The sequence below is a fragment of the Nitrospira sp. M1 genome, assembly GCF_965152605.1.
In genome coordinates, this window is sequence record NZ_OZ224217.1 from 2,893,202 (window position 1) to 2,905,481 (window position 12,280).

At 46.3% G+C, this 12,280-nt stretch carries 9 protein-coding genes; 3 read left to right on the top strand and 6 right to left on the bottom strand.

Translation table 11 applies throughout. From position 1 onward, the window contains the following. Positions 1–90: 90 nt before the first annotated feature. Positions 91–1,545 carry a bifunctional UDP-N-acetylglucosamine diphosphorylase/glucosamine-1-phosphate N-acetyltransferase GlmU gene (gene glmU / locus ACWHX8_RS13215; protein ID WP_447968595.1) on the bottom strand — a complete coding sequence of 485 codons (1,455 nt, stop codon included), beginning with the start codon at positions 1,543–1,545 and terminating at the stop codon, positions 91–93. A gap of 37 nt (positions 1,546–1,582) precedes the next feature. Next, complete coding sequence (locus tag ACWHX8_RS13220; RefSeq protein ID WP_447968596.1) at positions 1,583–2,254, bottom strand: DUF502 domain-containing protein; 672 nt, start codon at positions 2,252–2,254, stop codon at positions 1,583–1,585. Positions 2,255–2,405: 151 nt separating this feature from the next. Here ACWHX8_RS13220 and tmk point away from each other — a divergent pair, with 151 nt between their 5' ends. The 3 genes from tmk to metG all read left to right on the top strand — a co-directional run bounded on the left by tmk (position 2,406) and on the right by metG (position 6,263). Further along, positions 2,406–3,113: a dTMP kinase gene (gene tmk / locus ACWHX8_RS13225; protein WP_447968597.1), complete on the top strand. Its 708-nt coding sequence runs from the start codon at positions 2,406–2,408 to the stop codon at positions 3,111–3,113. Positions 3,114–3,159: 46 nt separating this feature from the next. Beyond that, complete coding sequence (gene holB / locus ACWHX8_RS13230; protein ID WP_447968598.1) at positions 3,160–4,173, top strand: DNA polymerase III subunit delta'; 1,014 nt, start codon at positions 3,160–3,162, stop codon at positions 4,171–4,173. A 98-nt stretch (positions 4,174–4,271) separates the two neighbouring features. Next, positions 4,272–6,263: a methionine--tRNA ligase gene (gene metG, locus ACWHX8_RS13235; RefSeq protein WP_447968599.1), complete on the top strand. Its 1,992-nt coding sequence runs from the start codon at positions 4,272–4,274 to the stop codon at positions 6,261–6,263. Positions 6,264–6,333: 70 nt separating this feature from the next. Here metG and asnB read toward each other — a convergent pair whose 3' ends face one another. From asnB to ACWHX8_RS13255, 4 genes are all read right to left on the bottom strand, one after another. Then, a complete protein-coding gene (gene asnB, locus ACWHX8_RS13240; protein ID WP_447968600.1) occupies positions 6,334–8,247 on the bottom strand; it encodes an asparagine synthase (glutamine-hydrolyzing) in 1,914 nt (637 codons plus the stop codon). A gap of 120 nt (positions 8,248–8,367) precedes the next feature. After that, positions 8,368–9,210, bottom strand: coding sequence for a class I SAM-dependent methyltransferase (locus tag ACWHX8_RS13245; RefSeq protein ID WP_447968601.1), 843 nt, complete (start codon positions 9,208–9,210; stop codon positions 8,368–8,370). Positions 9,211–9,245: 35 nt separating this feature from the next. Continuing rightward, complete coding sequence (locus ACWHX8_RS13250; protein ID WP_447968602.1) at positions 9,246–10,685, bottom strand: hypothetical protein; 1,440 nt, start codon at positions 10,683–10,685, stop codon at positions 9,246–9,248. A gap of 287 nt (positions 10,686–10,972) precedes the next feature. Then, the gene (locus ACWHX8_RS13255; RefSeq protein WP_447968603.1) at positions 10,973–12,130 is read right to left on the bottom strand and encodes a glycosyltransferase family 4 protein; all 1,158 of its coding nucleotides are present in this window, start codon (positions 12,128–12,130) and stop codon (positions 10,973–10,975) included. Positions 12,131–12,280: the final 150 nt, after the last annotated feature.

Below are 12,280 nucleotides of genomic sequence, written 5' to 3' on the forward strand. Positions count from 1 at the left end.
CAAATCTATAGCACAGAGATCAACAGAATGAAACATTTATCACAAGAATGGCAGCAACACAGCACCTGAGTATCAAGAAGGAGCTTCGTTCTACTGGCCTTGGCCTGAGGCTTCGCCCGTTGAGCCGGAAGGCTTGAGATGACGCAAATCGCGTTTCCGCTTGGCCGCCCCCTCTTTATTCAGTTGAACAGGACGAGAAATCCCCAATGCCTCAGGAGGAACATCTTGCGTCACCGTTGTGCCGGCGGCAATGATGGCGCCACGACCGACCCTGACAGGCGCAATAAGTTGGGTGTCACTTCCAATGAAGACATCATCTTCGATGATGGTCTGTTCCTTTTTGTACCCATCATAGTTACACGTAATCGTGCCCGCTCCGATATTCACGTTTCGTCCAACCTCTGTATTCCCAAGATAGGACAAATGATTCGCCTTGGAACCTTCACCCAATTCGGTCTGTTTGAGCTCGACAAAATTCCCCACCTTGGCACGAGCCCGTATCTTGGCCTTAGGTCGCAAGTGAGCAAACGGACCCACGCTGGCTTCCTGATCGATTTCCGACTCATTGATGACACAGCAATCTTGTATAGTCACGCGATTCCCTAACGTACTGTTGGTGATTCTCGTATGAGAGCGCACAACGCAGGATTCGCCAATCACGGTCCGACCTTCCAACCTGACTTCTGGATAGAGCACGCTATCTCTCCCAATCTCCACATCCGCATCAATACTCGTTCGACTTGGGTCCACTAATGTGACGCCATTCTGCATCCACATCCGACACACGCGCTGACGCATTTCTCGTTCGGCTAAGGCCAGATGCTCTCTATTATTAATCCCAATCGTTTCATTCGTGTCGGTCGTCATTAATGCTGAAACCCGAAGGTTTTGAGAGACAGCCATTCCAACGATATCCGTCAAATAATATTCTCCCTGAACATTTTGAGGTTTCAAGGTGTCGAGACTCTCAAAGAGAAAGCTCGTATTGACCACGTAGGTTCCGACATTAACTTCTTGAATGGCTTGTTCCATTTCTGTGGCATCACGATCTTCAACAATACTGAGTACCTGGCTCTCTGAGCCGCGCACCACACGGCCATACCCCTGAGGATTGTCCAATATCGTTGTTAAAATCGTCACGGTTGACTGACTCGATTCATGCGCATTGAGCAAAGCGCGTATGGTTTCCTCGGTCAGTAACGGCGTATCACCATTTAAAATCAGACAGTGCTTGGCAACGGGTTGCGTATCGCCCACGACAACCGAGCGAGTTTGTTGCACCGCATGCCCTGTCCCCAATTGCTGAGCCTGCACAACCACAGAAAATGGCGCAAGCGTTGATTCCTCTTGGTGAAGGTAGTCCCGTACCTGCTCCGCACCATGTCCAATCACAATCGCCACGGCTGAGTCCGCAACACGACGGGCCAGGGCGGCCATGTACCACACCATGGGTTTTCCTGCGACGGGATGGAGGACTTTGGGAATCGCGGATTTCATCCGTGTCCCTTGTCCCGCAGCCATAATGACGGCAGAAACTGTGCTCATGACTCCAGAACCTCCATGATTTTCGATGACGCCCCTTTCACCCAGTCTTGACCTTCACGTCAGGCCTCGCAGTTTCGCGAGCTTTGCGTCGTACCATGTCATCAACATTCGGGTGACGATCAGAGGAGTACAAGCCGCCGGAGACAATTAACTTCATGGCTTCCTCAACCTCGAGGTCGACAGGAAGGACTTCATGTTCCGGGACTAATAAGAAATAGCCGGATGTGGGATTAGGAGACGTCGGGACAAAAACGTGAATAAGTGCTTCGGGGACCAAACGCTGAACCTCATCTCGCGTCTCACCTGTGACAAAGGCCAAACAGTAGTTTCCATCCTTCGGAAATTGAATCATGACCACCTTGTCATACTTTTCACGTTGTTTAAAGGAAAGAATATCCATGACAGACTTGAGCGTCGCGTAAATCCCTCTGACAATGGGGACCCGGTCTAAAAACCCTTCCCACCGCTTCACAATTCTACGACCAAGAATATTGGTCGTTAAGATCCCTGCAAGAAAAATCAAGATGAGTAGAGCGATAATGCCAAGCCCAGGAAAGTAATACTCCTGTATCACTAAATCGGCTAATACATTCCCGAGTATGCTGTCGACTGTTACAAACAACGTCTTGAGGACGAGAATCGTCCCCCAAATCGGTGTGATAACCAATAAGCCTGTAAGAAAATAGCGCTTAAGCGAAGCCTGCGACATAGCTAACGAGGCTCAACTCCTGACTCCAGAACAGGGATAATAGGATTTGGCATGCCTACTAGTAGATGTGACGTACGCCATCTTACAAATATCGTCTAGGCCCTGCAAGCCTTTTCTTGAGATTTTCAATAACTTAGATTAGGATCTCTTCGTGGGAACGGCTCAGACACTCCAAAAAGCACATACGCGACGATCGAGCAAACGATCGGGGCTATTTCTCACATTTGAAGGCATTGAAGGCTCAGGCAAAACCACGCAATGCCACAATTTGGCGGCTACACTGACCGCTCTGGGACACACGGTCCTCGAAACGCGAGAGCCAGGCGGCACACCCTGTGCCGAAAAAATCCGAGCGCTTCTCCTCAATAATACCCTCGCTCCCGGCAAGCAGGAATCGATCACAGCCGAATGTGAAACAGCTCTGGTGCTCGCTGCCCGCTCTCAACATATTCGGCATCACATTCTTCCAGCTCTTGCGAAGAACACCATTGTACTCTGTGACCGGTTTACGGACTCCACCCTTGCGTATCAAGGGTTTGGACGAAAACTTGACGTGAAGGTCCTTGCCTATTTTAATGATTTCATCACTCAGGGACTCACGCCGGACCTGACCTTTTTATTTGATCTTCCAATTCAAGAAGGCCTTGCACGGCGCAAACGTGCCAAAAACCAAAACCGTCTCGATCGAGAATCCCAGGCATTTCACGGCCGTGTACGACGGGGATTCCTGGCCATTGCAGCACAACACCCTCAACGCATTGTCATTATTAACGGACGGGAAAGCCCCGAAAATATTGCTCAGGCGATTGAGCGCCAGGTCATAAACCTGTTACAAAAAAGAACACGCGTGAAGACATAAGCACATTCTCCAATCACCAGAGATTCAACCCGGATTACATTCATTCATGCCCTTCCAGGATATCATAGGCCACACAACCCCTATCGCGTGGTTGCGTAGCGCAATCCAATCGAACCATCTTGCCCACGCCTACTTGTTGATAGGAGACGAGGCCATAGGCAAGCGCATGACCGCCATACAGTGTATTCAAGCCATGAATTGTGATACCTATGCCGACGCGTCAACGCCAGACGCCTGTGAGACATGCAGATCCTGTCAACAAATCATGGCACAGATTCACCCCGACGTGCTGTTCATTCAACCCGATGAAGGACAAGGCCAGCATCCGCAAATCAAAATTGAACGGGTTCGGGAAATTGAGCATCACATGATTTATCGCCCTCTCCTCGGGCCGAGAAAAATCTGCCTGATTGACAATGCAGACCGCCTCACCATCGGTGCGGCCAATGCCCTGCTCAAGACACTCGAAGAACCTCCGGATCATTGTCTATTCCTTCTCATCACCAGCCGGCCATCGGCTCTTTTGACGACACTGAAATCTCGCTGCCTCACGGTACGTTTTACCCCGCCGTCTCAGGAACAAGCCATCGACTACCTTATGCAACATCGAGGGTTTTCACAATCCGATGCACGATTTATCAGCTTCCTCACGAATGCACGGCTAGGAGAAGCACTGAACATTGACCTAGACGCAACCAAAGCCAAGCAACATGAGTTTTTCGCTTTACTGTTTGAAGACTCCCAATCCTCCATCTCAGGTAGCTTTGATGCTGCAGAGGCCTTATCCAAGTCCGGGCATATACCAGAAGCCCTCTTGTGGTTATGGACTGGATTGCGTGATATCCTCCTGGTCACCATTCACGCACCGACAGAGTTTCTGTTCCATGAGGATCATCTTCCCAAATTACGAGAATTGGCCCAGCGAACATCCCCTCAGAACATCTTGGGTCTTCTCGATACCCTGCATCAATTAGAGCAAGGGCTTCAACGCAACCTCAACTCACAATTACGATTTGAGCAATTTTTCCTACAACTCCGGGAAGCAATTCCTCCTTCATGACTAGATACACGACGGATATCAATTCTCTTTAATCAAATAATTGAGCCGACATGACTCAGAAACCATAGGGATAACACACGCACTCACTTGTTCTTATTATGACACACCCATTTTATATCACCACTCCGATTTATTACGTAAATGATGTCCCTCATATTGGACATGCATACACGACAATTGCCGCCGATGTCCTGGCCAGATTCCACCGCTTGCGAGGCGATGATGTCTTTTTTCTTACCGGGCTTGATGAACATGGGCAGAAAGTCCAACAAGCCGCGGCCAAAGCCAATATTGCACCACAAGTTCATTGTGATCAGCTCACTCCACAATTCAAAAACTTGTGGGAAACACTCATGATGAGTCATGACGGGTTCATTCGAACCACGGATTCACACCATCAAACAGTCGTGCAACAATTTCTACAAACCCTGTATGACAAGGGACTTATTTACCAAGCTGAATATACTGGGTGGTACTGTACATACGACGAACGATTTTGGACGGAGAAAGATGTTGAAGGAGGGCTCTGCCCTGACTGCAAACGTCCTATTGAGCAATTGAGCGAGAGCAATTACTTCTTTCGAATGAGTCAATATCAGGACCGGCTTAAAGCCCACATTCAAAATCATCCTGAGTTTATTCGACCAGCCTCACGTCGCAATGAAGTACTGGGGTTTCTCGAAAAACCCTTGGAAGATCTCTCCATTTCCCGTCCAAAATCGCGACTCTCATGGGGCATCGAACTCCCATTTGATTCTGCCTATGTGACCTATGTGTGGTTTGATGCCTTAACGAACTACATTTCGGCCTTAGACTATCTGCCACCGTCGCCTTCGAGGAATCGATATTGGCCCGCGACGGTTCACCTGGTGGGCAAAGACATCCTGACGACTCATGCCGTCTATTGGTCCACGATGCTCATGGCGCTTGAGCTTCCGCTACCTCACACCATCTTTGCGCATGGCTGGTGGACGGTCAATGGCGAAAAAATGTCCAAAAGCCGGGGGAATGTCGTTGCCCCCAATGTCATCGTAGATGAATTCGGAGTAGACGCTTTTCGATATTTTCTTCTTCGCGAAGTTCCATTTGGCCAAGATGGCGACTACTCTCAAGAGGCTCTCATTGGTCGAAATAATAGTGATCTCGCCAACGGCTTGGGAAATCTGCTCAGTCGAACCGTGACGTTAATCCAACGTTTTGCCAATGGAGAAGTCCCTGCACCGGTCCGTTCAAGCGAAGATGAACTTGATCAAGAACTACAAACTGCCGCCGAGACTCTCCTTCAGACGACTCTTCCCCACCACCTGGACCCTGAACGCCTGGAATTTAATCGAACATTGGAAGCCATTTGGGGACTGGTCCAACTCGGCAATCAATATATTGATAAGACGGCTCCGTGGGTCTTGGCAAAAGATCCAGCCAAACAGGAACGTTTACAGACGGTTTTGTACAATGCCGCTGAGGCCTTACGCTTTTTATGTCTCGCCAATGCCGCCGTTATGCCATCTACGGCCCATATCATGAATGAGCAGTTAGGATTATCGTTAAACTTTTCTCACTCGCTTCTCGCTCAGAAAATCACATGGGGAGAACTCCCAGTCGGCACAACGGTTCAAAAAGGACAATCCCTGTTCCCGCGAATTGAGGCAACAACAAGGAACAAGGAGAAAGACATCGTGGACCAGAAGGTGGAAGCTGTTAAACGGAAATCTAAGGAAGGGACCAAAGAAGAAGCACACAAAGATCAGGCAAATCAGATAGCTGAAGAGCAAATCGACATTGAAGACTTCATGAAGGTCAAGCTAAAAGTAGGAAAGGTTCTTGAGGCCGAGCGAGTACCGAAATCAAATAAACTGTTAAAACTTCAAGTAGACCTCGGCAGTGAACGTAGACAGATTGTGGCGGGAATCGGCAAAAAATACGAACCTGACCAATTAATCGGACAGACGATTGTCGTCGTGGCCAATCTGAAGCCAGCTAAACTGATGGGGGTTGAATCTCAGGGGATGGTCTTGGCGGCAGGAGGGAAGGAAGTCTTGGGATTACTGACCATGAATGAAGATACTGCACCTGGAAGTCAGGTAAAATAATACGTTTCAGGCAACAAGATACTGATAATCACAAGCAAATTCTTGGCATATCTTATCACTCTCCTCCCTCTTATGTTACTTGATGCTGCATCGTCCACTCGCCATCGATAAACATTCGAAACCACAATTCCAGCATGAGCAAATTCCAAATTTGATAGTGCCATGCTCGCTCTCTGTTTACATGCTCGTGTAACAAACGTTCAACCACGGCCCGGTTAAAATATCCACGTTGTGTTGCACGAGGTGAGAGCAAGATATCATAGGCCATTTCGCGCAATTCATGTCTCAACCAATGATCAATCGGTACGCCGAACCCCATTTTGGGTCTGTTTAAAATATCTGGCGGCAATAGATCATTGACTGCTTTTTTTAACACAAACTTTTTCACAGACCCATGTAGCTTCATGGCTGCTGGCAAACTTGCACAAAACTCCATCACCTCGTGATCAAGAAATGGAGAACGAGCTTCCAGACCATGCGCCATCGTAGCCACGTCAACTTTCACAAGTAAATCGTTGGGCAAATACGTCTGGACATCAACATCCAATGTTTTATTAAGTAAATCTTGCGCTTGTGATTGTTCAAATACATCAACAAGCAAATCGGTCGATTGCTGACTGCCTGATGCCTCTACGAATTCCTTTGTGCAAAGCTCAGTCTTTAACGGTTGATCAAAGTGCATGATCCATGACAGATATCGTTGATACGGCGAATGTCCCAAACCCGAGGCAAACCGTTTCACCCGACTCGTTAATGTCTTTGACTCCTTGGCTTCCGGCAAATACGATGCGGCCCGTTCAATGCTTTTCCTTAGAAACGCAGGCAACCGATCGTATCGATGACTTAACAGAGAAGCCCAATAGCGATCATACCCAGCTAAATTTTCATCTCCCCCATCTCCATTCAAAGCCACCGTCACATGCTGTCGTGTCATCTCGGCTAAGTACATGGAGGGAATGGCCGATGAATCGGCAAAGGGTTCATTATAGTGCCAAATTAATTTAGGGAATATTTTCGTAGGCTCTGGATTGACCTCAAATTCCTGATGATCAGTCCCAAATCGTTCCGCGACCGCTCGAGCAAACAGTAACTCATTATACTTCTCCTGCTTAAACCCTATAGAAAATGTTTTTAAGGGCGAGCTGCCTAATTGAGCCATGAGGCCGACTATCACACTTGAATCTATTCCTCCGCTAAGAAACGCGCCCAAAGGCACATCGCTGATCAATCGGCATTTTGTCGCCTCAGAAAGTTTGTGAAGCAATTCATGAGACGCATCATCTTGAGATCCCCGAAATGTTTGAGCATAGGATAATTGCCAATAGCGTTCCGTTCGTATTTGACCGTTTTCGACAATCAACATATGACCAGGTGGAAGTTTATGAACTCCCTGAAAAGCCGACCACGGACTTGGAACATATTGATAGGTGAGGTAATGGGAGATTGCATCAAATGCTGGAGCGGATTTAAATCCAGGATCAGCTAAGAACGCTTTGGGTTCAGAGGCAAAGGCGATTCCATCCTTATCCAAGTAATAGTAAAGTGGCTTCTTCCCAACGCGATCACGCGCAATCATCAGACGCCGTGCTTGTCGATCCCAAATCGCAAATGCAAACATCCCTCGTAAATGTTCAACACATTTCACACCATACTCTCGATACGCCACCAGCACGACTTCCGTATCACTCTGGGAACGAAACTGATGACCACGTCCTTCGAGAGCCTTTCGCAATTCGCGAAAGTTATAGATCTCGCCATTGAATGTTAGGCACAACCTTTCATCTGCACTGATCATGGGTTGATGCCCGGCTTGAGTTAAATCGATTACAGACAAACGACGATGCCCAAACCCCACAGACCCGTCGGTGTACACACCTTCTCCATCTGGACCCCGATGCACGAGCAGCTTCGCCATGCGCTTTATCAAGTCAGCTGGCACTGGACCATGAGAATGAAAATTAAATCGGCCGACTATTCCACACATTCATGACACCCACTTACATAGAAAAAGATCAAAACTTTGAATGAGAGTAGTGAAGAAGAACTAAGACGAGGTGTTCGCTTTCCGAAATGAAGATGACTTTGACAGGTAATAACTCAAAGTTCATGAATGGCGCTTAAACCCTACAGCACACCAAAATGGCGAATTCTGACTAAACTCAATATTCTCAAGACCAGCTTGTTCCATCATGACTTGAATTTGCTCTTTCGTAAATCTTTTCTCTAATTTCGTACCAAATCGGTCTAACGCATCCGTTCGCATCGTATAAAATGATTTGTCCCAATAAACACTCAAGGGCCAGCTATGAACATTGAAACCCAGCTTCTTGAAAATATTAGCGGTCCTTGCTAAGGGAAGATAGACTAATATCGCGATCAGTTGGGATACGAAATACTTTACTCGATAAGGTAGTCTTGAAATAAGCCGTCGTCCTATGTCGCTGATGGCCCACAACCACCGAAACCAGGCAGGTTGATTATCAAACGCATAATACAAATATAAGAGTAAAGGAGCGCCAGGCTTTAATTTAGCCACACAATCACGAATACCTTGTTGGGTGTTAGGCATGTGATGAAGGACACCTAAGGAAAAACCGAAATCCATGGAATTTTCTGACAATGGCATGCTGTCTATCGTCTTCTGATGAAAACTACAATTCGGAAAATTTTCTAGGTTTCTTCTAGCAACATTAATGGCCAAAGACGGTTCAACACAATGTAGACGACCTACTCGTGAAGCAACTAATACTGCCCATCTTCCAGACCCACAACCTGCATCAAACCCTATAGCGTCAGTAGAAATTCGGTCCCAAGGAAAAATGGAAAAATAGGCATCAAATTGCTCTTTCCGTTCTGCATCCGTAAGATCTCGCTGATCAAAGGTCTTCCACTCGTCACCAAAATCTGCCACAACATCATAATCGACATTCTCCACTTTCTTTTTCATAAGATTTTTTTGTCTGTACATCGAATAGAAACAATTTAGTAATTAGTAATTTTGTTACGCTGACTTTTTCTCAACCACACAGACACCATCTCCACTAGGTTCGCCGCGCCAAAGGTTATGAATAGCATATAAAATCCTGCTCGCAGCCTAAGTAAGGTTCCAATATTTGGACAGATATAAGCCAACACCACAATACCCAAGAGGGAAAAAAATAATATGATCCATAACAGTGGAACTCGTCTATATAAAATAATTCCTATTAGTCCGCTCATGAGACACATATAGAAAACTAACGTGACGATTCCTGTGATCTTTCTTGCCAAGGTCATGGCTGGTGTACTCCCAACACCTTGCCATAATTCAGGTAAAGGACTCAGTAAACCAAGTTGAAGTGCTCTTGGGAAATAATTGAAGAAAGCTCCAGCTGAATCTAGGCTCACATTCGTATCAACAACAGTATTACCGCCAGCCGATGAAAACCCTTGCCTGGCTCTAGCCATTTGATAGAATTTGGCCTCAATTTCATACGGAAGCCACGACGTTCGTTTCCAGGACCAAATCAACCCATTGGCACTTGCTTCAGTAACTTCCCAATCCTTTGCATCATCTCTATTATCACTATACGACCCATTCCGTGGTTCTTCTATCTTTATCAAGGATTCATCCGGTGGAAGATTGGTAAAATTGTAGCCATAGTGTTTCATAAGCCATACCTGAAACAACACACAGCTCATTGAAAAAACAATAAATGATAAAAACTGGACTGGGCCAATTTGTCTTAAATCTCGCGTTAAAAAAATTACAATGCTGACAAATGCTATTCCAAACAACATAAAGACCAAAAGAACCGGAACCCAATAAGGTCTAGCGACCCACACCAACCAGGTTCCGAGAACCCCTCCCAGAAGTCCCCAGGACATTGTCCTAACATTGAACAATTCTAATCCTTTATATAACTGCACCGCACAGACTAACACCAACAGATTTCCCATGATAAATATTCCATCACGGTGAATTTGTGCCACCCACTCCATGGCCGCAGGATTAATGACGAATAACATACTTCCCACAATGGCAGATCGACTGGAAAATAAATGACCCAACAGCCAGAAAATGGCACATGCGCTCAGGGCATGAATCAACGCATTAAATGGCAAGAGGCTAAAAGGCTTAGGAGTCCAGAGTGTATAAAAAATTGATGCAATTCCCGCCGGAGAAAGACTTTGTGGGTGCAACTCCCATGCTCCCCATCCCTCCTCCTTAATTTCAATGGCTTTAACTTTGGCCAATTGACTGAATCCAGAAGAATCGAAAATGATTAACCCGTCTCCAAGATCAAATTGAGGAAATATATTTGGAATAATATACAGTTGAATAGCAAGGCTAGCGAGCAATGAATAGAAGAAAAAGACCATTCCAACTATGATGAGTAGTCTTGAGTTAGAAACACTGTTTTCTTCAGAAGAGAAGAGCATAGGGACTGTTAGATGAAACCTTTACCCAATTGAATGACTAAAATGGAAAACAGCGTCTCAATTTTCAGAACGCGAAAGGATTATTTAGGACGCGTCATTGCCGACCAGACTCGTATCCATTCAATCAATACGTTAACTTCATGTAAGAAGCATGCGATTCCGAGTCAAACAGCAACTTAGCGTCAACCCCCAGAATTTTCGAGATGACTCAAGTAATTGAATCCATAAACGCGGGAAGAGATTTTACACATAATGCCGTTACCTAACCATGGATAACGAAACATGGCTTAGCCATCAATAATTTTCTGGATCGGAACAACGCCTACGTCTACGTAGTTACAATATAACCGCTCATACCGGTTTATCATCTCTTCAAGGTCATATCGTGAACCAGCAGTACGACGTGCAGCTTCTCCTAAGCTAGCAGCAAGCCCTGGATTTTTCACTAAATAAACAATCGCTTGCGCAAGAAGATCTGGCTCAGCAACTGGAACCAAGAGACCGTTCTCACCACTTTCGATTGCCTCAAGATTACCACCAACTGCAGTTGCAACTGTTGGCAATCCACGAGCAAGCATTTCAAGCAAGGCATTTGATGAACCTTCCTGATGTGATGGCAGAACAGCAATATCGCAAGCCGCGGCCAAGTCTGCAGCATCGTGACGTGCTCCAAGATACACGACATGATTGGCAAGATGATAAGACTTAATCAATTCATCAAGTCTGACACCGTATCCTTCATCACGACCAATCAACACTAATCTCCACTGGTCCGGAAGAACGTCCTTCACCAAATCAAGCGCTTTCATCATATCCGCATGCCCTTTATAGGGTAAGAGATTGGCGATGATCACAATCGCTAACGTATTCGAAGGTATCCCAATTTCGGCTCGCCGACTAACACGCACGCTTCCATCACATATAGGAGGTATTGAAACTCCATTTGAAATAAGCCCAATATCCGAAGAATTGTCACATTCAGCCCGTAACTCCTGGACGACGGCTCTTGAATTCCCAAGCAAAGCACTTGCTCTTTTATAGAAAAATATTTCAAGAGCACTAAGTCCAACATACGCCTTTCGATAATGTGCGAGTGACCGACGACTAATAATTCGACGAGGCTGTTGGGAAATTTCCGTTGCAAGGGAACCAAGTAACGTCGGTTCAGGAAGGAACATATGAACCAGATCAGGTTTTAATCTTTTGATGCGCACAGCAAGTTTTCGAACTATATCCCAACTTCTGGTAATCCGTGAAAGCCCTGGCTTGGCACCTTCAATGGTCACACCCGCCAAAGAGATACGCTCTTCCAGAGGTCCACCGCGTTCCATGACATGCAAATGCATATCAATACCTCGATGTTGAAGTGCAGGCATCATCTGCTCAAGATGGCGTTCAGTACCCCCAATTTCAAGACGAGGGCCTACAATAAGAATACGAGACATCGCTTACGTATACTTAAAAACCCAAGGGTGGTACATATGTACGGAAAAATGAGGAGTCAGAAGTCTCCCCTCAAGTAGAGAGATTAACCTATCGATCAACCAAAACGAACAACTGATGATTGCTCAGCAGGGTAGGCGTATATGAGAACT

What these genes read in the sequence shown, in the direction of transcription:
- ACWHX8_RS13245 (WP_447968601.1), bottom strand. Translation starts at nt 9,210, where the DNA reads ATGAAAAAGAAAGTGGAGAATGTCGATTATGATGTTGTGGCAGATTTT.
- asnB (WP_447968600.1), bottom strand. Translation starts at nt 8,247, where the DNA reads ATGTGTGGAATAGTCGGCCGATTTAATTTTCATTCTCATGGTCCAGTG.
- holB (WP_447968598.1), top strand. Translation starts at nt 3,160, where the DNA reads ATGCCCTTCCAGGATATCATAGGCCACACAACCCCTATCGCGTGGTTG.
- ACWHX8_RS13255 (WP_447968603.1), bottom strand. Translation starts at nt 12,130, where the DNA reads ATGTCTCGTATTCTTATTGTAGGCCCTCGTCTTGAAATTGGGGGTACT.
- metG (WP_447968599.1), top strand. Translation starts at nt 4,272, where the DNA reads ATGACACACCCATTTTATATCACCACTCCGATTTATTACGTAAATGAT.
- glmU (WP_447968595.1), bottom strand. Translation starts at nt 1,545, where the DNA reads ATGAGCACAGTTTCTGCCGTCATTATGGCTGCGGGACAAGGGACACGG.
- ACWHX8_RS13250 (WP_447968602.1), bottom strand. Translation starts at nt 10,685, where the DNA reads ATGCTCTTCTCTTCTGAAGAAAACAGTGTTTCTAACTCAAGACTACTC.
- ACWHX8_RS13220 (WP_447968596.1), bottom strand. Translation starts at nt 2,254, where the DNA reads ATGTCGCAGGCTTCGCTTAAGCGCTATTTTCTTACAGGCTTATTGGTT.